Genomic DNA, 23,021 nt, shown 5'->3' with positions numbered 1-23,021 from the left:
CCGCACGGTGCGGCAAATTCTGGTTTTATCGACACCAGGATGAATGCCATAGCATTTGCAGAGTCGGTCTGTAGACTGAAAACGGGTGCAATCCGAACTTTCGCGAAAACTATGGCACATGAATGAATTTAATTAACAAAATGGCGAGTCTGGCAGGCGGGATAGCGATGATGGTGTCGTTGAGCGCCTGCCAAAATTTTCAATCCGATCAGAAAGATGCACAAGCAAATTTGTGTCAGCCTGAAATTGCGCCAGGTAGCGTATCGTGCAAATGGGCTGATGAGATGCAGCAAAAACTGGTACGGGCCTTCCACGATGCCAGCCACTATGCGGGCCAGCGTTGTCTGGTGCAACTGGAGTGGGAAAAAAGTGGACGCTATGCCGTCACCCAGACACAAGGCGATGAGCCACTGTGTCTGCGGGCCTGGCAATTGATTGGTCAATCGCAGGGATTACCGCCGCCGCCCGATCGCGGGCAGCCAGCGTGGTTTGGTTTTGCGCCGCAACAGGTCAGCTTGCCAGTCCATCTTGCCGCCACTGGCGCGGACTGATGCCGAACCAACGACGGAAGGCGCGGGAAAAGGCGCTCACCTCGGAATAACCCAGCAGCAGCGCCATTTCGGAAATCGGCAGTTGTTTCTGTTGCAGGTAATGGGTTGCCATCTCGCAACGTACCTTGTCCACCAGCGCGCTGAAGCTGATGCCCTCCTCGCGCAGACGACGCTGCAACGACCAGCTCGACAGCCCCATTTTATCGGCAATCTCTTCCAGTACCGGTTCGCCCTGGATCAGCGACAGATTGACCTGCGAGCGCGCCTGCTCCACCACGCTCTGCTGGCTGGCGCTGCTGTTAAGGCGACGGATCGCATCCTGCATCACCATCAGCAACATCGGGTCCTGCTCCGGCATTGCACGCAGCAGATCGCGTTTCGGGATCACCAGCGAGTTGAAAGGTTGATCGAACCAGACCGGGGCATCAAAGACTTTGCAGTGCTCATGCCACTGCTCCGGGCGCGGATGTTCAAAATGCACCTCACGCGGTGCCCAGTTTTTCCCCGCCACATGACGAATCAGGTTGAGAAACATGCCGAGCGTCAACTCCGCATCCTGACGCCGCGACAAAATCGCCCCGTGACGCACCTGATAGTCAAGCCGCCAGCAGTCGCCTTTATCCACCAACCGCGTCAGGGTATCGTGCTGATGCCACGGAAAAGCATTAACCACGTTATGCAGCGCCTGCTCCAGCGTCGGCGAGCACAGTCCGATGTAGCCAATCAGGCCTAATGACTGCGGTTTGAACTGCCTGCCGTAGTGCAAACCGAAGTTATCAAAACCAGAATGTCGCGCGGCCTCTTCCATCACGCGGCAATAGTTAACCAGACCAAGACTCAGGGTCGGACTGGCGAGCAGCTCGGAATCGATGCCGCTGATGCCAAAGATGCGATCCACATCGCCGCCTTTGCCGGTAATAAAGTCGCTCAGGCCGGTGGCCGCTGCCGCCAGCACACCACGGTTGCTGGCGCTGGCCTGAGCCGATATGGCGCTGAACGCCTCGGGCTGTCTCATCAGTGAATTCATGCTGACCTCACAGGATACGCAGGAGTGAATCGAATTACCGTATCCAGCAATTTTCGTACCAGGCGGGCAACGCAGAAAAAACGATGATCAGACGGGATAGTGAACGTGGCGAGCACCGTGACGGCGCAGCCACGCTCACTGATGGTGCATCAGGCCCCGACCGGCAGCTGACTGTTTTCCAGATAGCGACGACACAGGCGTACCGAATGATCCGCCCAGCGTGGCCCAAGACTCAACGCCATCTCGGTTTCGGCATGGGATCCCATCCACGCGGTAAGCTGGATACGGCGCTGGATCAGCAGCGTCGGCACCAGCGCCATCTCTGCATCGCTGATATGCCCCACCCGCTCATAACCCCGGATCCAGTTCTCCACCCACTCTTCGGCACGCGGATGGTGTTCCACGAAACTGATCGCTGCCGCCAGATCGTGCAAATACCAACCCAGACCGCAATCGTCAAAGTCGATCACCCGGGTTTCCCCTTTGTGCAGCAGCAGATTCGTTAAACGCAGATCGGCATGGATCAACCCGTAACGATCCGCGCCTTTGCCAAACCCCTGCAACTCCCGACCAACGCGGGCGATCGCTTGTTCCACCACCTGATGATCAGCCGGATTGAGGTTGGGGGCATCCTGCCAGCGTCCCCAGTGGCTCTGCTCGCTCACCATAGTGTGATGATCCCAAATGATGCGCTGGAAGCCCTGCGGTTTCTGCCAGTTTTTGCTGTGCTGATGCAGGCGGGCAGTGATATGACCGAGCTGCTGGAAGGCTTTGGGATCGACATCGGTGGTCGGCATGTCCCCCTCGATCCAGTGGAACAGCACCGCATGGCGTATTTCGCCATCGGGCAGGCGCAGGGACAACACGGTTTCGCCATCGTTGGCCGGGATCGCTTCCGGCACCATGATGCCGGTTTCGCGCAGTGCATCCAGCCACAGCAGTTCGCTGAGAATATCAGCTTTGCTGTGGTAGTCAGGACGATGCAGGCGCAGGGCGTAACGTTTCCCTCCCGCCAGCAACAGGAAAGTGGCGTTTTCGGAACGGCACAGCAATTTCAGCTCGCCCTGAAGTGCGGCGGGATAGCAGGCCAGCGCCTGTTGCGCCAGCACGGTGATTTCAGCATTTGTCAGGGTGTCGGATTGTTTGGCACTCATTCATCAGGCTCCAGGGATGACAACAGTGTTATCAGCATGGGATGACGTCGTCCTGACTGCTTGACCGCAGATGACCCAAAGTTGACCGCAGCGAGCATCTGGCACTTTTCTTGCGTCAGAGTTGACCGTGGAGGACAAAACTCACTGCGCCTGCGTCAAGTTTTCCCGTGAGAGGCAGCGGCATTATCCCCTTCACTGTAGCGCAAACGATAAACCGGCGCGGTGAATCAACCGCACTCAACAATAACGACGGGGATAAGATTATGACGAGCAAGCTCAAACCCACCCTGGGAACCCTGCATCTTTGGGGTATCGCGGTTGGCCTGGTCATTTCCGGGGAGTATTTCGGCTGGAGTTACGGCTGGGGCGTAGCAGGGACGCTGGGATTTCTCATTACCACGGCGCTGATCGCCACCATGTACACCTGTTTTATTTTTAGCTTCACCGAACTGACCACCGCGATTCCACATGCCGGTGGTCCGTTTGCATACAGCCGCCGCGCCTTTGGCGAAACCGGTGGCCTGATCGCCGGTCTGGCAACGCTGATCGAGTTTGTGTTTGCCCCTCCGGCCATTGCGATGGCGATTGGTGCTTATCTCAACGTACAGTATCCAGAACTCAACCCAAAAACCGCAGCGGTCGGTGCCTATCTGGTGTTTATGACGCTGAATATCCTTGGCGTGAAGCTGGCGGCAATGTTTGAGCTGGTAGTGACGGTGCTGGCGGTGCTGGAACTGCTGGTGTTTATGGGTGTGGTGTCTCCGGGCTTCAGCATTGCCAACTTTGCCGCCAACGGCTGGGCCGGTAGCGAGCATTTTGGTATGCCTGCGGTGTCGGGTATTTTTGCCGCGATTCCTTTTGCCATCTGGTTCTTCCTCGCCATTGAAGGCGCGGCGATGGCGGCAGAAGAAGCCAAAGATCCCAAGCGCACCATTCCGAAAGCCTATATCACCGGTATTCTGACGCTGGTGGTGCTGGCGATTGGCGTGATGCTGCTGGCGGGCGGTGCCGGTGACTGGCGCAAACTGTCCGACATTAACGACCCGCTGCCGCAGGCGATGAAGATGATCGTCGGTGAAAACTCCAACTGGATGCATATGTTGGTGTGGATTGGCCTGTTCGGTCTGGTCGCCAGCTTCCACGGCATCATCCTCGGCTATTCACGTCAGTTCTTTGCCCTGGCGCGTGCCGGTTATCTGCCACAGGGTCTGGCGAAACTGTCCCGCTTCCAGACGCCGCATCGCGCCATTATCGCCGGTGGCGTGATCGGTATCGCCGCGATTTACAGCGACGGCTGGATTAACCTGCAAGGCATGAGCCTGACCGCAGCCATGATCACCATGGCGGTATTTGGCGCGATTGTGATGTATCTGATGAGCATGCTGAGCCTGTTCAAACTGCGTCGTACTGCGCCGGATCTGGAACGCAGCTTCCGCGCCCCGGGTTACCCGATTGTGCCGGGCATCGCTCTGGTGCTGTCGCTGGTGTGTTTAGTGGCGATGCTGTGGTTTAACCCGGTCATTGGCGGCCTGTTTGTCGCAATTATGGTGGTGGGTTATATCTACTTCCTCGCGACCAAGGCGCAGCGCGACAACGCACCACAGGATTCGATGCTGGTCGGGGAATAAGGAAACGTAACGTAGCGGCGCGATTTATCGCGCGAGACACGAAAAAACCGCGCAATAAATTGCGCCGCTACGTCATAGCATCACATTTAGCCTTTCAGGGGCCACAGCCACGCGGCACCGCGCACGCCACTGGAATCACCATGCACCGCCTTCAACACTGGCGTTTCGCACTCACGACCAAACACCCACTGCTTCATCAGCGTCGGCACGGTCTGATACAAACGATCGTTATTGCTCATCCCGCCGCCCAGCACGATCACATCGGGGTCCAATAGATTCACCACCTGCGCCAGCGATTTTGCCAGACGCATTTCATAACGGCGCATCGCCAGCTCCGCCACCGGATCCTGCTGCTCAATCAGCTTGATGATCTCCGCCCCTTTCAGCGCGTTGCCGCTCAAACGCTGATAATCAATGGCAAATCCGGTACCGGACACAAACGTCTCGATGCAACCCTGCAAGCCGCAATAGCACGGTACTTCCGCACGATAACGCAGCTCATCTTCGTCCATCCACGGCAGTGGATTGTGGCCCCATTCACCGGCATTGCCGTTACCGCCAATGCGTGACTCACCATTAATTGCCACCCCGGCGCCAGAACCGGTGCCAATAATCACCGCAAATACCAGCGGTTTTCCCGCACCGGCACCATCAACCGCTTCAGATACCGCCAGACAATTCGCGTCGTTGGCGATACGCACGTCACGATTCAGCGCACGCGCCAAATCCTTATCCAACGGCTGACCATTGAGCCAGGTGGAGTTGGCATTTTTTACCCGCTGGGTATAGGGCGAAATGGTGCCCGGAATACCCAATCCCACCGTCCCCTGCTGCCCGGTCTTCTCTTCTGCCAGATGCACCAGATCAACAATCGCCTGTACCGTCGCACCATAGTCGTCACGCGGGGTATTCACGCGGTGACGAAACAATTCCTGCCCCTGATCTGAGAGTGCAATCACTTCAATTTTGGTGCCGCCTAAATCGATACCAATACGCACGTTTTATTCCTCATTATTCGTTAGGTTGAGAGACACAGTAGAGAGCCGTTGCGGTAAAGGCAATGAAACCCAGCCGATGTTTCGCTATGATGCGCGCTGACTGATAGATTTCCCCCGGTAAGGAATCCCGATGTTGTGGTTTAAAAATATGATGGTTTATCGTCTGAATCGTGACATTCCGCTGTCCGCAGACGATCTGGAAAAACAGCTCGATGCCTTCACCTTCTCGCCCTGCGGTAGCCAGGATATGGCAAAAACCGGTTGGGTTTCCCCTATGGGTAACCGTAGCGAGGCGCTGACGCACGTAGTTAATGGTCAGATTGTGATCTGTGCCCGTACCGAGCAAAAAATTCTGCCTTCGCCGGTGGTAAAGCAGGCGCTGGAAGCCAAAATCGACAAGCTGGAAGCGGAACAAAGTCGCAAGCTGAAGAAGACCGAAAAGGATTCGTTGAAAGATGAAGTGCTCCACAGCTTGCTGCCACGCGCCTTTAGCCGTTTCAGCCAGACCTTTATGTGGATCGACACCGTCAACAATCTGATTATCGTTGACTGCGCCAGCGCAAAAAAAGCCGAAGATACCCTGGCACTGCTGCGCAAAAGCCTCGGTTCGCTTCCGGTGGTGCCATTAACCCTGGAAAGCCCGATTGAACTGACCCTGACCGAGTGGGTGCGTTCAGGCGAGCTGCCTGCCGGTTTCGCGCTGATGGATGAAGCCGAGCTAAAAGCACTGCTGGAAGAAGGCGGCGTGATTCGCTGTAAAAAGCAGGATCTGGTGTCGGACGAAATCGCTACCCATATCGAAGCCGGTAAAGTGGTCACCAAACTGGCGCTCGACTGGCAGGAGCGGATTCAGTTTGTTATCGCTGATGATGCGTCAGTGAAACGCCTGAAATTCAGCGATACCCTGCGTGAGCAAAATGACGATATCGATCGTGATGATTTTGCTCAGCGTTTCGATGCTGATTTTATTCTGATGACCAGTGAACTGGCGGCATTGATCAGTAATCTGGTGGAAGCTCTGGGCGGAGAAGCGCAGCGCTAACTTATTCGTAGCGGCGCGATTTATCGCGCTTGTTGTTCGCAACATTAACGTCAATGGCGCGCGATAAATCGCGCCGCTACAGAATATTTAAAGTCGTGTCGTTTCCTCCTGATAAAGATCATCTCTTGTTATTCCAAAGATATTCTGCATATTCTTCATTTTTAATTTTTCGCCGACGACCAACACCTTCTCATGCCGGATAACGGTTTCTTCAACAGGTGTCTGAGAAGACGGTTCTTCTTTTATCGTTTTGAACTGCGGATGATAATTTTCAAACTTCTCACTAAATTGCCACGCCCTTTTATTCGAGAACTTTCCGGCATTTTCCGCAACGATAATACGGAATGGGTTATACTCGCCCGGTTCACTTTCTTCCGGTAAATCATTGGTCTGCTCCGGATTTTTTTGTACCGAAAAACTCTCCTTACCAAGATTATCCCAGTTAGTAATAAAAACGTTATCCGGCGATTCCGACTCCGAGAGACTTTCCACCCCGGAATCCGCCTGTTCGGACTCAGACAACGTAGCACCGGGCTTATTTTTCAACTCCACCGGGCATGGCGTTGTTTTTTCGGGATAACAGGCCCACAAGTTATTCAGGCTGAGTTTCTCCTTGCCAGATTCTTTTTCATTCTTCAATGTTCCTGCACTGAAAGGTGTTACCGCATTACCGGTTAACTTCACTGATCCCGGCACGCCAACCAACCGCGGAAGCAAAGGAGAATCCTTCATAAACCAGTGTTTATTGGTCGGTTGTAACTCTTTCAGCCCCTCGTTCACGCTGTGCTTTTTGCATTGATTGGTAGACAGGCAGGCACAGTTATGACCAATAAACTTAACCGCTTTATTTATTTCCGTGGTTGCTCGTGCTGTAACAGGATTAAATAAGTGCCGGGTTATCCCGGGCGGCAATCGATAGACATTAGCAAAAGACATACAGCCTCCAGATAAATACATCATGCGATGTGAATATACTTTTTAATCTACATGACCGTCGATCGCAACCTTGCCAATAAAGAAAAAGTTATATTTTTCATGGCATTATTACAACATCAAGTAACTAAGAATATTTTTAATTTCTTGAAAGGAATGAAGAAAAATAAAACAAATAACCGTTTTAAATACAGATAAAATATTTTCTGAATTTTCGATTTAACGGTGTTAGCACCAGGCCTGTGCTACCGATAATAAAAAAGGCCGCAGCGAAACGCTGCGGCCTGGATAGGATACTTACAGATAGCGGCACAGATAAGACGTTGGCTCAGCCACCTGCAAATGGAATTCGCTGTGGCCCGGCACGTTGAACACGCTGCCTGCTTCATACCACTTCCACTCGCTTTCACCCGGCAGCAGCACTTTCAGCGCGCCGCTGACCACAGTCATCTCTTCCGGCTGGCCGGTGCCGAAGGTGTATTCGCCTTCCGCCATTACGCCCACGCTTGCGCGACCAATGGTGACGCTATCGAAACCAATGGACTTCACTTTTCCGTCAAAATACTCACTCACGTTGAGCATATCACTTCCTCACAGCACATTAAGATAACAGGCAGATTACAAGGGAACTCGCTGATCTGTCACGCGAAATGACAAAAGGGATCACAACTTGTGATCCCCATGCATTAAACGATCAATTCCGCAGCCAGCTTGGCAACCAGCACGTTGGACAACAGCACCGGAATGCCCAACATCTTTTGCAGAAAATCGCGATGCTTCTGGTGATAACCGATGCAATCGAGCACCACCACATCAGCTCCCTGCTCCTGAAGCGACAGCCCCGCCTCCACCAAATCCGCCTGTTGCGCCAGATAGGGGCTGGCTACCGCAAAACACGGCGGCGTACCCAGATTGCGCCACTTATTGGCCTGTTCCGCGATCTGCTCCTCTACCGGCACCACGATCCCGACTTTGTGCCCATGCACAATCGCGCCGACCAGCGGTGGGATAATACGATCCGGCTCCAGCAGCAGCGCTTTATGGGTTTTCAGCGAACCAAATTCGCCAGTGCACAGCAGCAGGATCGTATTGTAACCCTGCTCCTCGAGTGCATAGATCTTCTGCTGCAATCCCTGCTCAACCTGATGCGCCGACAGACGCACCTGCTGCCCATCCAGCATACGCGACACCAGCACTTTCTCACCGGCAACCGGCGTATAGTGCTGCTCCACTTCCGCAAGGGTGAGGCCGTCAAGCAAACCGGCGTGCTCCACCTGCTCTGCTGGCAGATGGGCCTGCAACAGCGGCAGAATGTCGCTGCGCGGAGACTGACCGATGGTCAGGGTAATCAGGGATGTTTTCATACTTATGATTTCCGGGAACGCAGATGGCTGAGGCTACCATACAAAGATAGCAGCAGTGCGTACTCCTGCGCGTCATAGAACTGGCAGGTTTCGCGGCCAAACTCTTTCGCCACTTCCACGGCAAACTTCACCGTGCTGGCGATGTCCACTTCGTGGCTGGCTCCGGTGCCACAACCTGGCACTACCGATTCCGCGCAAATTGCCACACCCACCACCGGCACATCGGTCGCGGTTGAAGGTTGCAGGATACTGTTGAGGTGATAAACCCCGTTACCGTACGGCGTGATATCCTGGGTGGTAATCGGGAAAGTTACCGCCGGGCGACCGCTGGTCATCTCCATGATACGCAACAGATCTTCCGACACGCGCAGGATGTAACCCTCTTTCACCGTCGGCGACAGCGCATAGCCTTTGTGATTGAGGATACGGTTGCCTTTGGTGGTATCGATGGAGAGGATGGCATCCACACCCGCCACCACTTCGTTATCGTTCATGGTGACATCGTCGATCGGTGAATCCATAAAATCCACCGGCTCATGTGGACGGGTCGGCGCATCCGGGCAGATATGGGTGGTGATGATCACATCCCCGGCCAACACATCGCCTTTGGTCTGCATCTGCGCCAGCTTCAGCGCGCTGCTGACCGCTGCCACAGCACCGTCGGCGTCCGACACCATGCCGATGCGCGTCGGGCGCGCACCGATACCGCCCAGACGGCCAATGATGCCGAGCGTTGGGGCGCTGCCGCCCTTGCTTTTACCCTGTGCCCCCGGAATATCGATGCGCACAAAGTCGGTACGTCCTTTCGGGCCGCTGACGCGTTTGGTGCTTGCGCTGACGCCCGGATAGGTGGCGAACAGATCAACCACCTGCTGACCATCGACGAAAGCGCTATCGAGTAACTCAAAGACTTGCAGTGTCTGCTGTAAACTCATGTTGGATTCCCTGATTATTTCTTACTGCTACTGGCAAAAAGTGAATGGAAGAAACTGTAGAGCGCATCTCCGGCGATAAAACCTGCCGCCATCACCTCCATCGGTGACCGGCCACGCTCGCCCCAGACGCGCAGGATCAGAACGCGTAGCGCAATCCCGACCAGCACCGCCCATCCGGCAGCCGCGTTGTTAATCAGCAAGCCGGTCGCCAGCAGAACGCCAAGCTGACGCTTCGGTCCGCCAATCAACTGAATGATCGCGCCAGGAATGGCCCACATCAGCAGGCTGCCTGCGATACCCGGTTCTGCACCGGCCTGAATGGTTTTGGCATATACGCGCGCCACTGGCGGCAGCAGGTTTTCTGCGAAGAACAGGTTATGGGCGTACCACACCACCGGAATGGCGATCACAAAAGCGATCATCGCGGCAATCAGCTGGATGCGACGACCCCATAGCTCCTGCTGCACATCCGCGCCGTTACCACGCAGGATAAAACCGGCTTTCAGGTCGTAGCCCATATCCGCAAACGCCGGGCCGGTCGCGGCGGTAAAGCCACACAGCAGACACAACGCCAACGGCGGGAAGCCGAGCAAAATACCCAGGATTAAGGTAATCAGCGCCACAGCAAACGCCGGGAACCAGCCGGAGTGCATCGCGGCAATACCGACAATCAACTCATGCACAAAGGCAGCAAAGGCGGCATAGACGATAAACAACACCAGCATCGGCAGGCCCATCTGACTCCACAAACCGCCCGCCAGCGCCAGTAATGCCGAGATAACGATGTAACCAACGGTGCCGAAACCGAGCGAGCGCTTCACTTCGCTGTCGCTACGGCTGACATTAATCGCCTCATTGCGACCACTGCGGATCACCTGTGCCACCTGAATCAACGCCACCAGACCGGCACCCACCATTACGCCGTGGGGGATATACAACGCGTTGATATCAATGCCTGCCACCGGCTGGGAATAAGCGCGCAGCAGGAAGCCGACACCGAGCATCGTCAGCGCCCAGATATTACCGATAAACGCGGTGCCAAATGCCGACATCGGGATCTTCAGCATCGAGCCGACAATCCCGCCGACAATTCCCACCACCAGCAGCCACGCCTGACGGCCACCTTTGTCACCGGCTTTGATCGCTTCGGCGGCCGCAACGCCCGGCGGCCAGGCGTTGCTGGCCGGGAATACGCGGGTATCAAACAGGCGATAGAGCAGATAAGCATCCAGCAGCATCGCCGCGCTGACGCCGACAAACAGCGGCAGCACCAACTGCGGTTCACCCAACGCCCAGGGCACAGCAATCGGCATCAGCAAACTGTTGGCAGCACCGAAAGTGGCGGAAGAGATGGCCGTTTGCGCCAGGTTCTGCACTTCTACCGAACGGTAACGGCGAAACCATTGCAACGGAATACGCGCCAGTAGCATGGCAAAGAGCGCGCCGATAATTGAGGTATTGGGGGTGACCCCGATGGTCGTAATTAATTGTACGCCGATAATTGCGCCCGCAACGGACAGCAATACCAGCATTAAACCCACTCCGAGACTTTTTATTGGATTGGTGTGACGCATGTTATTCCCCGTAAATTCACCCTGGCGAAAACGTGATTACGCACCGCCCGACACGCGGGACGGCGGTATTGAGTTAAATAATCATTCCCTGACGGTTGAAATAAGCAGGCCCGAAGGCCTGTTATTTCCCTGGTGTGGCGCGAAATATTACGCCGTAAAATCAGGCACCATATTTTTCGGCCATGATGGCCGCAGTGGCGCGTAATTCATTGAGCAGCGCTTCCGGGTAACCCGGGGCTGCTTCCTGTGAAAGAAATGAGAGACAGAGTGCGACACTTTCGCCGCGATGTTTATTGGTGACGGCAACCGCCATCGAACTGATGCCCGGTAACGTTTCATTGCGTGCCAGCGCCCACCCCTGGCGACGAATAGTGGCCAGCTCGGTACAAAGCGCATCAACATCCAGCGGAGAGTTAAGTGAGGCGGCATGCCACTCGTCGGCAAAGCGCGCCCGAACGTCTTCATCGCTGCTTTGTGCCAGCAACACGCGACCGGTGGACGTCCCCGCCGCCGGCATCCGCGTGCCCGGAGGGGTAATCAACTGTGTAAACAGGCGTCCGTGATACATACGCATCACAAGGATATCGTGCCCATCCAACACCGAGATATACCCCATGCATCCGGTGCTGGAAGCCAGACGCGCCATCGCGCCCGAAGCACTGTCCACCAACGGTGTGGAGAGATAATGCCCCGCAACCGACAGCAGTACGCGACCAATATGGAAGCAGCGGCTGTCTGGATCGCGTTCCAGTAAACCCTGACTTTCCATCGTCGCCAGTAGACGGGAAACGGTACTTTTTGGCAGTTCTAATGCCTCTACCACCTCGGTGAAGGTGAGGCCGGGATGCCCCTGCGTCACGCCAAAGCGCTGGAATAACTTAAGCACTGCGGCGGCATTTTCGAGTGTGGTCATAAAAGTAGTTTCACTATTTGGAACTGAGTTCCTGAGTCAATACCCCGAAATTAAAACGTCAGGTTTTTGTGGTCAAGCGCAAATTTTGTACCAGCAAAAATGGCAAGAAATTAAGGCAGCATAAAATGAGGAATAAAGTAAAAACTGAGTGATTTTATCAGGCAGAGAGAATTAAGCGCAGAAAAGACGATAACTTTCTGGCCGCTTTGCAGCGAATTCACGGGAAGAGAAAAATATGGTTAATAACGGCAAGTCATTACTGGCATCCTTGCCAGCCGATATTACTCTTTTTCCACATCTTCATAGCGATTTTTGGCATCCTGCGCTTCCGCTTCAGTTTTATGTTCGCTAATTAGCGAGTCCGGGCGTGGATGATCGGCGCGTAATTCGTACCAGGTGACGGTATTGCCCGCCGTGCCTTTTTCAACGGTGACGATGCGGGCCTGGCGCGGGTAAGGTGGTCTTGATGGCATATTGCCCTCCTGGGTAACTCAGTTATCCAAACGGACAGCAGTAATCCCCTGTCCGTTTTTAAGTATAGACAACGAGGATCACGATAATTTACCGAGCGGCGCGATTCATCGCGCGGGATATAAAAGCGCGCGATTTAACGCGCCGTTACGGGGAATTTGCAGACGTTAGCTGGCACGCGCCAGAGAAAGGGATTGCAGGATCGCTTCCACCACCAAATCCGGCGACTGCATGGCATTCACCTCATGGTGCGCGGCCTGATGGTAAAGATGCGCACGCTGACGCAGGATATCGCCCATCTCTTCGGCGATCGGACGGCCGGTTAAGGTCGGGCGTTGTGCCGCTTCTGGCTGACGCACCAGTCGGTCGGCCAGCACCGTTGAAGGCGCATTCAACCAGATAACCTGGCCATGCTCACGCATAAAGCGACGATTCACCTCGGCCAGCACCATACCGCCACCGGTGGCAATGATTGTACCGGGCGCAGTGACCGCCTGAAGCGACTCGCTTTCGCGCGCGCGAAAGCTATCCCAGCCTTCAGCCGCCACGATTTCCGCCACAGTACGCTGAGTGGTGATTTGCAGGTGATGGTCGGTATCACGAAAGGCGTAACCGAGCGCCTGCGACAGCGCCTGGCCAATGGTGGTTTTACCGCAACCGCGTGCGCCGATCAGATAGATGGGTAATGACATCCTGGCTCATCCTCCGCCGTGTTTTGCCGCACGGGCATTGTCATCAGGTCAATATTGCGTCGCATGATACCTGGATTTCATTTCATCAGCCACCGGCGAAGCACGATTTACGCGTATCTTGCCCATACAATCTCATATCTATATAATTAATAAAGGAAAAATCATGCGAGTTTTGTGCATCCGCAAAAGTGTAAGTTCGGGCAACATTTGCTTACCAGCGCGTTGATTTACTTTCTGTCATCCCGCCCGCATATAGTGGGATAACTCGCAAACGGAGGTTTACCATGCAGAGCGAAGAACAACAGTTAATTGAAAGCCTGTTCAGCCGTCTGAAACAGGCCGAGAATCAAAGTGGCCCGCGTGATGCGGGCGCAGAGCAGTTAATCAAACAACACTTGCTGTCACAGCCCGGTGCACCTTATTACATGGCGCAGGCGATCCTGATTCAGGAAGCCGCGATGAAAAAGCTCAATGCGCAAATCGGTGAGCTGGAGAATCGTCTGGCGCAGGCGCAGCAACAGCAGCAGGCACCGCAGCAGAGCAGCGGCGGTTTCCTCTCCAGCCTGTTTGGCGGCGGTTCACGTCCGGCGGCACAACCGCAGCAACAGCAACCGGTGTGGAACAGCGCACCACCCCAGCAGCCGCAATATCAGCAGCCGCAGTATGCCAGTGCTCCAGCGGCGCGTGGCACCGGTTTTCTCGGCGGCGCATTGCAGACCGCAGTGGGTGTGGCCGGTGGTGTGGTGATGGCGGATATGTTGACCAGCCTGTTCCATCATTCGCAGCCGGAAGAGATTGTGAACATCATCAACGAGCCAGCGCTGCCACAAGTTGATGACAATCTTGATACCTTTAATGGTGTCAACGACAGCAACAACGCGTTCCTGAACGATAATACCAGCGGCTGGGATAACAGCTTCGCCGACAACAATGACTTCAGCGATTTCGGCGGCAGTGACGATTTTAACGACGACGACAGCTTTGTCTAACGCCGTTGACGTAACCATTTATCCAGTTCATTAGCAAACTGCTGGCGGTCGCGTGGGCTGAGAGCCGACGGGCCGCCGCTTTGAATCCCGCTGGCGCGCATAGTTTCCATAAAGTCGCGCATGGTTAAGCGCTGACGAATGGTATCCGGCGAATAACGTTCACCACGCGGATTCAGCGCCGCCGCCCTCTTCTCCAGCACCTCCGCTGCCAGCGGAATATCACCGGTGATCACCAACTCACCCGGCTCAACGCGTTTGACAATCTCGTTATCAGCCACATCAAAACCTGCCGCAACCTGCAAGGTTTTCAGCCACGGTGAAGGTGGCACGCGCAGCGGCTGGTTAGCCACAAAGGTCACCAGGGTTTGTGTGCGTTCTGCGGCGCGGTACAACACTTCTTTGATGACATTGGGGCAGGCATCAGCATCAACCCAAATCGACATAATGGATCCTTTCTTACAGTGAATGAGTGTGATCTTGCCGTTCTGCGCCAGAATGGCAAATTTAATTTGATCGCGCCGTCCAGCCACGTAAGCTAGCCGATACAGAAAATTGAACCACCTTAAGGATCACGCAATGCTGGAGAAGAAAATCGGGTTTATCGGTGCCGGTAATATGGCAAAAGCGATTATCAGCGGTCTGGTAAACAGCGGGCAGATCGCCCCGGCCAATATCCTGGTTTATGATCGCAAACCGGCAACCAATCAGGCTCTGGCGCAGCAGTATGGCGTGACGGCGGCAGAGAGTGCCGAAAGCCTGGCAGCGGAAGTCGATATCCTGTTTGGCGCGGTGAAACCCAATGTCATTCTCAAAGTGCTGAAGGATCTGACGAGTCAGCTAAAAAAAGAGGCGCTGGTGGTGTCGATTGCCGCCGGAGTGACGCTGGATTCGCTGGCTGCCGTGCTGGGCCACGATCGTAAAATCATCCGCGTGATGCCAAACACCCCCTCGCTGGTCAATGAAGGGATGACATCGGTGACACCGAATGTGCTGGTTGAGCAGCATGAAACGGATGAAGTGGTGGCGATTTTCGAAAGCTTCGGTAAGGCCGCAGTGGTCAGCGAATATCTGATTCACGCGGTGGTCGGCGTCAGCGGTTCAGCCCCGGCCTACGTGTTTATGTTTATTGAGGCGATGGCCGATGCTGCGGTACTGGGCGGCATGCCCCGCGCCCAGGCCTATCAGTTTGCCGCGCAGGCCGTGAAGGGATCCGCGCAGATGGTGCTGGAGACCGGCAAACATCCCGGTGAACTGAAAGATATGGTGTGTTCTCCCGGCGGCACCACCATTGAAGCGGTGAAAGTGTTGGAGGAGAAAGGCTTCCGTGCTGCGGTGATCGAAGCGATGCAGCAATGTATGAAGAAATCCGATGCGCTAAGTAAGCAGTAATTTAGCCCCTTCTGTCGTAGCGGCACGATTTATCGCGCCGCTACGAAATGCGTATTTAACCTTGATGTTCTTCAAACAGCGCTATTCCCTGCGCCATTGTCATCGGTTGCTGCATCAGTTCTACCAGCGTTGCCGTCAAGGTATACATGCCCGCTGAACAAGCTGCCGCCAGCTTTCCCTGCTGTCCATAAAAGGCGATAAAACGCTTGTCCTGTAATGATCCCAGTAAACGGTATTCATCCCATTCTGTGGCATGTCCCAGATATTCGTAGCGCGTGCCGTAGTGTGCGGTCCAGAAAAAGGGCACACGGTCAAACAGCTGGCGTTGCCCCAACATGTTCAGAGCAGCAATTCGACCCTGTTGCTGCGCCACCCGATAGTGCTCGATACGCAGTGGCCCATTTGGCGTGGGATAACTGGCAATATCACCCGCTGCCCAGATATTTTTCGCCACCTGTAGCTGACTATCCGTGGTCAGGCTGCCATCTGCCTGCATTGCCAGATCATGGATAAATCCGGTAACTGGCTGAATACCGGTGGCAAACAGCACCAGACTTGCCGTGAGTTGCTTACCATTTTTCAGCGTGATGGCTTCAACGTGTTCAGTACCGATCAGCGCCTGAGGTTCCCCCTGCACCATCTTCACCCCATTTCCGGTGTGCAGTTCGCGAAAATATCGGCCAATTTCATCACCAAATTGTTTAGCAAACGGCAGTGGGTGACGCGCCAATACGGTGACATCAACATCCCGGTTTCGCAGCGCGCCCGCCAACTCCATACCAATGAAGCTATTGCCAACAATCACGATCTGATGGGTTTCATCAACATCCTCCAGCAGCGACGCGGCCTGGCTGAGCGAGTGCAACAGGTGAACACCAGGCAAATCCCGTCCAGGAATGTCCAGTGGCTGCGCGCTACCACCGCTGGCAATCAGGAGCTGATCAAAGGATAAGGCCTGACCATTGGAGAACGTCAACTGTTGCGCCGCACTGTCCAGCTCCACCACGTTGGCCTGAATACGCTCAACATGCCCCAGCACATCGTCTTTCAGTAAACGCGGCACCTCTTCGATAGCCATTTTTCCCGCCGGGACAAACTTACTTAGCGCGGTGCGATCGTAGGGTGCCTCAGCTTCGCGCTCAATCAGAACCAGATGCCCGGTAAAGCCTTCATGTCGCAGCGTCCACAACGCTGCGCTGCCCGCCGCTCCCGATCCCAGCACGACGCAAACCGGTTTTTCTCGTTCAGTCGCAGGCAGCGTGGCTGAGGACATGGCTTTGGTGTTGACCCATACCTGCCCTTGTTCGATACGTACCGGATAGTTTTTCAAATCCGCCAGAGCCAGCGGTTCATGCATCCTGCCATCTTCAATGCCAAACACCGCCTTATGCCAGGGGCACACCAATTCATCTCCGCATACCGCCCCTTGTTCGAGTGGTGCGCCAGCATGGGGGCATTTGGCTTGTAAAGCATGGACACGATCACCTGCACGGATCAGCAAAATATCTTTATCACCGACGGTAAATTTGGTCGGTTTATGCTGCTTAAGCTTTTTCAATTCAACGACAGATTGATAACTCACCTTTGGCCTCCCTTACTGTAGATGCCATAAATCCATACAAACAGTAAGTTTGGCAAAGCCTGATAATTTAGGGGGCTGATAATAAAGGGAGACGGGTAACAGTCTGTTAAGCAGGGTTTTTTAGCGGGTAATAAAAAATAGCGGCCCTCAGACCGCTATCAGGAGATTAACTTTTTTTCAGGCACGAACTCATAAAGGTTTTACGTGCATCGCCGCTGAGTTTTTTATCACCCGCTTCGGTGTTACAGGTTTTCATCTTCATTTGCTGCGGCGTCATGCTGCCCATTTTGCTGTCTTTTTTCAGACAGTCGCTCATAAAGCTTTTACGCGCATCACCTTTCAGGTTTTGCGATGACGCATGTTGATTACACATGGTCATTTTTTCCTGCTGCGCCGTTTTCTCTGCGGCACTCGCAGTACCCGCTAACAATAAGCCCGCAGCCATCATTGCCATAAAAAACGATTTCATTGCATCTTCTCCATAGAGTTATCGCCTGATAAGCCTGGCATGAGATAAGCAAAGCAGAAATAAATATAATGAAAAACGCCTGTGGCGATCACAGGCGTTGAGAAAATCATATGCGGGGATGGTTAAGCAGTTTTTCAACGTAATTACGTAGCAACAGGGCATCGGGAGACGTTTCTGGCTCGGTTGCCGGTGTCATCGCGTTTTCAATACCCAAAGTAATCCCTTTTAATTGTTCCGGCTCAAGTTTGCGTAACAAGGCCGTGACCACAATTTCCAGCGCCTCAACCTGGACCACTAATTCTTTAGACTCTTCTTCTTTTTCAGCCAGCTTAAGCAGGAGTTCCGCAATCAGATTTTTCATGCGACCAACTCAATTAGTTGAGGGAAATGCTGACGTTAGCATTGAGCAGAATAAAACAACAGGGATTTTTATGCGATCCTGTTAACTCAGTTAAAAAAGGCGGGAAAGAAAACTTGGTGCAGGATTTTATTATTAAGCGGCGAAACGTTTCTCTGATAAATAATGCTTTTGTGAAACGTTTCGCGCGCTATAGCAGCAATTAACCCGGGAGGTTAATGGCTTATGGCCCCATAAATCCGCGACCCGGACCGCCACCGTGGCCACCCCAACCGCCGCCACCGCCGCCCCAACCACCACCGCCACCCGGAGGCGGGAAAATACAACCGCTCAGCGCGGTCACCAATGCCACAACGGCTGCGATTTTAACAATACGGACCATAATTACCTCAGGATGGAGAAATCGCGCTGAGTGTATGAGTCGCCAGCGCGCCCGACAATACAGAATTCTCCGCAACCCGGCGCTATTCATCTCTGCTCACCATGCTTAACAATTTACTGGCACTACGCCAGGAGAAAACCGACAAAGGCGTAATAAAAGCGATAAAAATTCCTGCCCGACAGCAGGTCGCAGCGCTTTACAGTTGGCGCAATTTAACGCAATGTGAGCGCATTACAATTAATGAGATCCTAATATGACATCTGTCTCTGTTTCCCTGAATGAAATCCTGGCGCGGCGCGACTGGGAAAACCCGGTGATCACCAGCCTGAACCGACTGGATGCGCATCCCCCTTTTGCCAGTTGGCGTGACGAGCAGGCCGCCCGCGACAATCGGCCTTCGCCTTCCCGTCGCTGTCTCAACGGTCAATGGGCATTCAGTTATTTCAGCCAGCCAGAAGCGGTGCCACAAAGCTGGCTGTTGCAGGATCTCCCGGATGCCGGCACCCTTCCCATCCCCGCAAACTGGCAATTACACGGTTATGACGCCCCCATTTACACCAACGTGCAATATCCTATTCCGGTCAATCAGCCGTTGGTTCCGGCGAATAACCCCACCGGATGTTACTCGCTCACATTTAATGTTGACGATAGCTGGCTACAACAGGGCCAGACGCGCATTATCTTTGATGGCGTAAACTCCGCCTTCTTTGTGTGGTGCAACGGTCACTGGATAGGATATTCGCAGGACAGTCGCTTACCGGCCGAATTCGATCTCAGCGCCGCGTTGCAAGCAGGCAGTAACCGGTTGGCGGTAATGGTGCTGCGCTGGTGCGATGGCAGCTACCTGGAAGATCAGGATATGTGGCGTATGAGCGGCATTTTTCGTGACGTCACCCTGCTGCATAAACCCGAGACACAGTTGGCTGACGTGCAGATCGAAACGCAACTCAGCCCGGAATATATCCGTGCGGATTTGCGTGTCAGCGTAAAGATCCAGCATCTCAAGCCCTGCCGACTGCGTCTGAGCCTGTGGCAGGGGGAAACGCTGATCGGCGAACACCAACAAACGCCCGGCAGCGCCATCATTGACGAACGCGGCCACTATCCGGAACGCGCTTTGCTGGTTTTGCCCGTTAATCACCCCAGGTTATGGAGCGCCGAAACGCCGCATTTATACCGTGTGGTGGTTTCGCTGCTGGATGATCAAGGCAATCTGCTGGAAGCGGAAGCATACGATGTCGGTTTCCGTCGCGTGGCGATTGAAAATGGCCTGTTATGCCTGAATGGTCAGCCGTTGCTGATTCGCGGTGTTAACCGTCACGAACATCACCCGGAAAAGGGTCAGGTGGTGGATGAAGCCAGCATGCGTCGTGATATCGAGCTGATGAAGCGTCACAACTTCAATGCGGTGCGCTGCGCCCATTACCCTAATCACCCGCTGTGGTATCGCCTGTGCGATGAATATGGTTTGTACGTGGTCGATGAGGCCAATATCGAAACCCACGGCATGCAGCCGATGAATCGACTCTCTGACGATCCGCGCTGGTTTGCCGCTTACAGCGAACGCGTCACCCGCATGGTGCAGCGTGACCGTAATCACCCCTGCATCATTATCTGGTCGCTGGGCAATGAGTCCGGTCACGGCAGCACCCATGATGCGCTGTATCGCTGGGTAAAAAGCAGCGATCCAACACGCCCGGTGCAATATGAAGGCGGCGGAGCCAATACCGCCGCTACCGATATTGTTTGCCCGATGTATGCACGCGTCGATCAGGACCAGCCCTTCCCGGCTGTCCCCAAATGGTCACTGAAAAAGTGGATTGGCCTGCCCGGCGAAACCCGCCCGCTGATCCTGTGTGAATATGCCCACGCGATGGGTAACAGCTTTGGCGGCTTTGCCAAATACTGGCAGGCCTTCCGCCAGTTTCCGCGTTTGCAGGGCGGCTTCGTCTGGGATTGGGTTGATCAAAGCCTGACTCGCTATGACGCGCAAGGCCAGCCGTGGCAGGCCTACGGCGGAGACTTTGGCGATACGCCGAATGACCGCCAGTTCTGTATGAATGGCCTGGTGTTTGCCGATCGCACCCCGCATCCGGCATTGTTCGAGGCCCAGCGTGCACAGCAGTTTTTCCAGTTCACGCCTGATGCGCAGAACCCGTACCGTTTTACCGTCAGCAGCGATTATCTGTTCCGCCACAGCGATAACGAAGTGCTGCGCTGGTCGATTGAGCAGGAGGGACAAGTCATTGCCCGTGGCGAACTGCCGCTCGATATCGCAGCACGCGCCAGCCAGACCTTTGATCTACCACCGGCAGAAGGATTGCAGGGGAATTGCTGGCTCAATCTGGCGGTGCACCAGCCACGCGCCACTTCCTGGTCAGAGGCGGATGCACGCGTCGCCTGGCATCAATGGTCCTTGCCTGCCGCCCTGCCGCTGGAGACGCAGACGAATCCTGAACCGGCCCCGCAGATCGAGTCCAATCATGATCTCATCGCCGTCTACCTGCCGCAGCAGCGCTGGCATTTTTCCCGCCGCAGTGGGGAGATGGTGCAGTGGTTGGTGAATGATGAGGAAACCTTGCTGACGCCGCTCGAGGATTGTTTTATCCGTGCGCCAATCGATAACGATATCGGCACCAGCGAAGCGGCTAATGTGGATCCCAATGCCTGGGTCGAACGCTGGAAACGCGCCGGTTATGATCAACTGGAGCCACAGCTGGTGGCGATGGAGATCGATAGTCTGAAGCACAGCGTATTGATCGAAACGCGGCATCAGTGGCTTTTTGCCGGTCAGCTGATTTTTACCAGCCGCAAGCGTTATCAGATTCGCGGCAATGGCGAACTCACCATCGACGTGGACGTCGAACAGACGGCAGGCTTGCCGCCACCGGCACGTATCGGCTTACGCACACAACTGGCCCACGTCCCGCAGCAGGTCAGTTGGCTGGGACTCGGCCCACATGAAAACTATCCGGATCGTCAACTGGCAGCGCAGTTCTCCCGCTGGCAGCAGCCGTTGAGCGCGATGCGCACCGAATACGTTTTTCCCGGAGAAAATGGTCTGCGCGGCGGAACACGCCAGCTCGATACCGGTAGTTGGCAGGTAAGCGGTGACTTTGCCTTCTCGCTCAGTCAGCACAGCCTGGAGCAGTTGCGCGACACCTCACATCGCCACCTGTTGCAGCCAGAAGCGGGTTGCTGGCTGCATCTCGATGGTTTCCATATGGGGGTCGGCGGTGATGACTCCTGGAGTCCAAGCGTCAGCCCGGAGTTTTTGCTTTCTCAGCAGCGCTGGCACTTCTCCCTGACGCTGCGTCAGTAGCCTTCTCCACCTCGTCACGCTGGTTCACCGGGTGCGCCAGCGTGGTTTTAGGGCGGCGATAGAAACGCCTCAGCAACAAGACATTAATCAGCACCACCATCGCAGTGGCAAAGAACACCCAGCGATAGCCCGTTGCGGCGGAAACTGCGGCCCCCAGTAGCGGGCCAGCCACATTGCCCAAATACATAAACGACTGGTTATAACCAAAAATACGCCCGGTGATATTATCACTCGAATGGCGAACCAACAGCGTTTGCACCGCAGGCATCATCGCGCCATCGGCAAAGCCCAGCAGAAAACGCAGCACGCCCAGTTGCGTGGCGCTGGTGACAAATGACATGGCGGTGAGCAGCACCAGCGAGGTAATCATGGTGGCGATCAGAATGCGCTGAGTGCCAATGCGGTCGCCGAGCTTGCCAAGGCGCGGTGCCGAGATGAGCGCCGAAATACCCGGCAGTGCGGCAATCACACCACTGAGAAACGCAATGTTCTCAGCAGAAGGGGCCAGTTCACGCACAAACAGCGTCAGAATCGGGTTCACCGAACCGTTGCACATCTGGATGACCATCGTGGTGATAAACAGGCACACCATCAAACGCGGATTTTCCAGGCTACGAAACACCTCGCGTCCACTCAGCTTGTCTTTTTTACCAATTGGGGTATAGCCGGTCTCTTTAATCAGGAAAAGCGTGACCAGAAAGCTGATCATCAGTAATACCGAGGTGACAATAAACACCATGCGCAGACCGAGCCAGTCAGCCAGCAAACCGCCAATCATCGGCCCAAGGATCACCCCGCCTATCTGACCGGTTGCGACACTGCTCAGCGCCCAACCGCTGCGCTCACGCGGCACCTGCGCTGCCACCAGCGCCATCGCATTGGGAATATAACCCGAGGTCAACCCCATCAGGGCGCGCAACAGCAGCAGTTGCCAGGCATGGGTGACAAATGCCTGCAACAGAATCACCGCGCCCATGCCGAACGAGGCGCGCAGCAGCATCAACTTGCGCCCTTTGCGATCGGCGAGGCTGCCCCATAGCGGTGCCACCGCCGCAGAAATCACGAAAGTGATACTGAAGGTCAACCCTGACCACAAGCTCAGCGCATTATCCCCGCGCACCCCAAGATGTTCGATATACAACGGCAGAAACGGGATGATCTGGCTAATCGCCAACCCGGTAAAAAAACAGCCGAACCAGACCGAGATCAGATTGATTTTCCAGGGTTCTACGGAGCGTAACATGAGAG

Annotated in this window: 23 protein-coding genes; 6 read left to right on the top strand and 17 right to left on the bottom strand. The window is 54.8% G+C overall.

The genetic code is table 11. The features are described from left to right. Window positions 1–122 precede the first annotated feature (122 nt). On the top strand, window positions 123–551 hold the full coding sequence (locus AC6I8R_RS04740; RefSeq protein ID WP_021185882.1) for a cell envelope integrity TolA C-terminal domain-containing protein: 429 nt from the start codon (window positions 123–125) through the stop codon (window positions 549–551). Here the strand turns inward: AC6I8R_RS04740 and qhpR are convergent. Then, a complete protein-coding gene (gene qhpR / locus AC6I8R_RS04735; RefSeq protein ID WP_415174749.1) occupies window positions 511–1,566 on the bottom strand; it encodes an AraC-like transcriptional regulator QhpR in 1,056 nt (351 codons plus the stop codon). The two genes, AC6I8R_RS04740 and qhpR, sit on opposite strands and share 41 nt — an antisense overlap. A 161-nt stretch (window positions 1,567–1,727) precedes the next feature. Next, window positions 1,728–2,732 carry a phosphotransferase enzyme family protein gene (locus tag AC6I8R_RS04730; RefSeq protein WP_497831967.1) on the bottom strand — a complete coding sequence of 335 codons (1,005 nt, stop codon included), beginning with the start codon at window positions 2,730–2,732 and terminating at the stop codon, window positions 1,728–1,730. Between the two features lie 263 nt (window positions 2,733–2,995). On the opposite strand from AC6I8R_RS04730, the gene eat reads away from it, so the two are divergent. After that, window positions 2,996–4,360: an ethanolamine permease gene (gene eat / locus AC6I8R_RS04725; protein WP_021185885.1), complete on the top strand. Its 1,365-nt coding sequence runs from the start codon at window positions 2,996–2,998 to the stop codon at window positions 4,358–4,360. Window positions 4,361–4,446: 86 nt separating this feature from the next. Here eat and mak read toward each other — a convergent pair whose 3' ends face one another. After that, window positions 4,447–5,358: a fructokinase gene (gene mak, locus AC6I8R_RS04720; protein WP_415174750.1), complete on the bottom strand. Its 912-nt coding sequence runs from the start codon at window positions 5,356–5,358 to the stop codon at window positions 4,447–4,449. Window positions 5,359–5,488: 130 nt separating this feature from the next. Between mak and rdgC the strand changes: the two genes are divergently transcribed. Next, window positions 5,489–6,400 carry a recombination-associated protein RdgC gene (rdgC, locus tag AC6I8R_RS04715; protein WP_208724938.1) on the top strand — a complete coding sequence of 304 codons (912 nt, stop codon included), beginning with the start codon at window positions 5,489–5,491 and terminating at the stop codon, window positions 6,398–6,400. An 87-nt stretch (window positions 6,401–6,487) separates the two neighbouring features. On the opposite strand, the gene AC6I8R_RS04710 is transcribed toward rdgC, so the two are convergent. The 8 genes from AC6I8R_RS04710 to aroL form a co-directional block, all read right to left on the bottom strand. Then, entirely contained in the window at window positions 6,488–7,336 is an 849-nt protein-coding gene (locus tag AC6I8R_RS04710; RefSeq protein WP_415174751.1) for a hypothetical protein, read from the bottom strand. 294 nt (window positions 7,337–7,630) lie between these two features. Further along, the gene (gene ppnP / locus AC6I8R_RS04705) at window positions 7,631–7,915 is read right to left on the bottom strand and encodes a pyrimidine/purine nucleoside phosphorylase (protein ID WP_021185889.1); all 285 of its coding nucleotides are present in this window, start codon (window positions 7,913–7,915) and stop codon (window positions 7,631–7,633) included. Window positions 7,916–8,019: 104 nt separating this feature from the next. Beyond that, a complete protein-coding gene (locus tag AC6I8R_RS04700; RefSeq protein WP_497831966.1) occupies window positions 8,020–8,697 on the bottom strand; it encodes an AroM family protein in 678 nt (225 codons plus the stop codon). A 2-nt stretch (window positions 8,698–8,699) separates the two neighbouring features. Beyond that, the gene (locus AC6I8R_RS04695; protein WP_497831965.1) at window positions 8,700–9,632 is read right to left on the bottom strand and encodes a DUF1177 domain-containing protein; all 933 of its coding nucleotides are present in this window, start codon (window positions 9,630–9,632) and stop codon (window positions 8,700–8,702) included. A gap of 14 nt (window positions 9,633–9,646) precedes the next feature. Beyond that, complete coding sequence (locus tag AC6I8R_RS04690) at window positions 9,647–11,206, bottom strand: OPT/YSL family transporter (protein WP_497831964.1); 1,560 nt, start codon at window positions 11,204–11,206, stop codon at window positions 9,647–9,649. A 160-nt stretch (window positions 11,207–11,366) separates the two neighbouring features. Further along, window positions 11,367–12,119, bottom strand: a complete 753-nt coding sequence (locus tag AC6I8R_RS04685) for an IclR family transcriptional regulator (RefSeq protein WP_497831963.1) — start codon at window positions 12,117–12,119, stop codon at window positions 11,367–11,369. 281 nt (window positions 12,120–12,400) lie between these two features. After that, window positions 12,401–12,592 carry a YaiA family protein gene (locus tag AC6I8R_RS04680; RefSeq protein ID WP_021185894.1) on the bottom strand — a complete coding sequence of 64 codons (192 nt, stop codon included), beginning with the start codon at window positions 12,590–12,592 and terminating at the stop codon, window positions 12,401–12,403. 165 nt (window positions 12,593–12,757) lie between these two features. Beyond that, entirely contained in the window at window positions 12,758–13,282 is a 525-nt protein-coding gene (aroL, locus tag AC6I8R_RS04675; RefSeq protein ID WP_021185895.1) for a shikimate kinase AroL, read from the bottom strand. Between the two features lie 284 nt (window positions 13,283–13,566). Between aroL and AC6I8R_RS04670 the strand changes: the two genes are divergently transcribed. Next, entirely contained in the window at window positions 13,567–14,271 is a 705-nt protein-coding gene (locus tag AC6I8R_RS04670; protein WP_497831962.1) for a DUF2076 domain-containing protein, read from the top strand. Here AC6I8R_RS04670 and AC6I8R_RS04665 read toward each other — a convergent pair. Next, window positions 14,268–14,714 (bottom strand): YaiI/YqxD family protein, encoded by a 447-nt coding sequence (locus tag AC6I8R_RS04665; RefSeq protein WP_497831961.1) that lies wholly within the window; start codon window positions 14,712–14,714, stop codon window positions 14,268–14,270. The genes AC6I8R_RS04670 and AC6I8R_RS04665 overlap by 4 nt on opposite strands. A gap of 133 nt (window positions 14,715–14,847) precedes the next feature. Between AC6I8R_RS04665 and proC the strand changes: the two genes are divergently transcribed. Beyond that, window positions 14,848–15,660 carry a pyrroline-5-carboxylate reductase gene (gene proC / locus AC6I8R_RS04660; protein WP_497831960.1) on the top strand — a complete coding sequence of 271 codons (813 nt, stop codon included), beginning with the start codon at window positions 14,848–14,850 and terminating at the stop codon, window positions 15,658–15,660. Between the two features lie 55 nt (window positions 15,661–15,715). Here the strand turns inward: proC and AC6I8R_RS04655 are convergent, their stop codons facing one another. From AC6I8R_RS04655 to AC6I8R_RS04640, 4 genes are all read right to left on the bottom strand, one after another. After that, window positions 15,716–17,242 (bottom strand): FAD-dependent oxidoreductase, encoded by a 1,527-nt coding sequence (locus AC6I8R_RS04655; protein WP_497831959.1) that lies wholly within the window; start codon window positions 17,240–17,242, stop codon window positions 15,716–15,718. 166 nt (window positions 17,243–17,408) lie between these two features. Then, window positions 17,409–17,711 (bottom strand): PsiF family protein, encoded by a 303-nt coding sequence (locus AC6I8R_RS04650; protein ID WP_021185900.1) that lies wholly within the window; start codon window positions 17,709–17,711, stop codon window positions 17,409–17,411. Between the two features lie 106 nt (window positions 17,712–17,817). Next, window positions 17,818–18,072: an anti-adapter protein IraP gene (gene iraP / locus AC6I8R_RS04645; protein WP_021185902.1), complete on the bottom strand. Its 255-nt coding sequence runs from the start codon at window positions 18,070–18,072 to the stop codon at window positions 17,818–17,820. 220 nt (window positions 18,073–18,292) lie between these two features. Beyond that, on the bottom strand, window positions 18,293–18,451 hold the full coding sequence (locus AC6I8R_RS04640; protein WP_021185903.1) for a hypothetical protein: 159 nt from the start codon (window positions 18,449–18,451) through the stop codon (window positions 18,293–18,295). Window positions 18,452–18,704: 253 nt separating this feature from the next. On the opposite strand from AC6I8R_RS04640, the gene AC6I8R_RS04635 reads away from it, so the two are divergent. Continuing rightward, window positions 18,705–21,773 carry a beta-galactosidase gene (locus AC6I8R_RS04635; protein WP_497831958.1) on the top strand — a complete coding sequence of 1,023 codons (3,069 nt, stop codon included), beginning with the start codon at window positions 18,705–18,707 and terminating at the stop codon, window positions 21,771–21,773. On the opposite strand, the gene AC6I8R_RS04630 is transcribed toward AC6I8R_RS04635, so the two are convergent. Continuing rightward, the gene (locus AC6I8R_RS04630) at window positions 21,712–23,016 is read right to left on the bottom strand and encodes a multidrug efflux MFS transporter (protein ID WP_208724928.1); all 1,305 of its coding nucleotides are present in this window, start codon (window positions 23,014–23,016) and stop codon (window positions 21,712–21,714) included. The genes AC6I8R_RS04635 and AC6I8R_RS04630 overlap by 62 nt on opposite strands. Window positions 23,017–23,021 lie beyond the last annotated feature (5 nt).

The organism is Pantoea sp. X-Soil-OKNW-713 (assembly GCF_059730685.1).
Note: the sequence above shows the minus strand (reverse complement) of the source record. Positions and strands in the feature narration are given on the sequence as shown.

Coding starts and splice junctions, on each gene's coding strand:
- eat (WP_021185885.1), top strand. CDS start 2,996: ATGACGAGCAAGCTCAAACCCACCCTGGGAACCCTGCATCTTTGGGGT.
- AC6I8R_RS04690 (WP_497831964.1), bottom strand. CDS start 11,206: ATGCGTCACACCAATCCAATAAAAAGTCTCGGAGTGGGTTTAATGCTG.
- AC6I8R_RS04700 (WP_497831966.1), bottom strand. CDS start 8,697: ATGAAAACATCCCTGATTACCCTGACCATCGGTCAGTCTCCGCGCAGC.
- iraP (WP_021185902.1), bottom strand. CDS start 18,072: ATGAAAAATCTGATTGCGGAACTCCTGCTTAAGCTGGCTGAAAAAGAA.
- AC6I8R_RS04685 (WP_497831963.1), bottom strand. CDS start 12,119: ATGACCACACTCGAAAATGCCGCCGCAGTGCTTAAGTTATTCCAGCGC.
- AC6I8R_RS04630 (WP_208724928.1), bottom strand. CDS start 23,016: ATGTTACGCTCCGTAGAACCCTGGAAAATCAATCTGATCTCGGTCTGG.
- AC6I8R_RS04695 (WP_497831965.1), bottom strand. CDS start 9,632: ATGAGTTTACAGCAGACACTGCAAGTCTTTGAGTTACTCGATAGCGCT.
- AC6I8R_RS04740 (WP_021185882.1), top strand. CDS start 123: ATGAATTTAATTAACAAAATGGCGAGTCTGGCAGGCGGGATAGCGATG.
- aroL (WP_021185895.1), bottom strand. CDS start 13,282: ATGTCATTACCCATCTATCTGATCGGCGCACGCGGTTGCGGTAAAACC.
- rdgC (WP_208724938.1), top strand. CDS start 5,489: ATGTTGTGGTTTAAAAATATGATGGTTTATCGTCTGAATCGTGACATT.
- AC6I8R_RS04730 (WP_497831967.1), bottom strand. CDS start 2,732: ATGAGTGCCAAACAATCCGACACCCTGACAAATGCTGAAATCACCGTG.
- AC6I8R_RS04680 (WP_021185894.1), bottom strand. CDS start 12,592: ATGCCATCAAGACCACCTTACCCGCGCCAGGCCCGCATCGTCACCGTT.
- AC6I8R_RS04710 (WP_415174751.1), bottom strand. CDS start 7,336: ATGTCTTTTGCTAATGTCTATCGATTGCCGCCCGGGATAACCCGGCAC.
- AC6I8R_RS04640 (WP_021185903.1), bottom strand. CDS start 18,451: ATGGTCCGTATTGTTAAAATCGCAGCCGTTGTGGCATTGGTGACCGCG.
- AC6I8R_RS04650 (WP_021185900.1), bottom strand. CDS start 17,711: ATGAAATCGTTTTTTATGGCAATGATGGCTGCGGGCTTATTGTTAGCG.
- AC6I8R_RS04670 (WP_497831962.1), top strand. CDS start 13,567: ATGCAGAGCGAAGAACAACAGTTAATTGAAAGCCTGTTCAGCCGTCTG.
- AC6I8R_RS04635 (WP_497831958.1), top strand. CDS start 18,705: ATGACATCTGTCTCTGTTTCCCTGAATGAAATCCTGGCGCGGCGCGAC.
- proC (WP_497831960.1), top strand. CDS start 14,848: ATGCTGGAGAAGAAAATCGGGTTTATCGGTGCCGGTAATATGGCAAAA.
- qhpR (WP_415174749.1), bottom strand. CDS start 1,566: ATGAGACAGCCCGAGGCGTTCAGCGCCATATCGGCTCAGGCCAGCGCC.
- ppnP (WP_021185889.1), bottom strand. CDS start 7,915: ATGCTCAACGTGAGTGAGTATTTTGACGGAAAAGTGAAGTCCATTGGT.
- AC6I8R_RS04665 (WP_497831961.1), bottom strand. CDS start 14,714: ATGTCGATTTGGGTTGATGCTGATGCCTGCCCCAATGTCATCAAAGAA.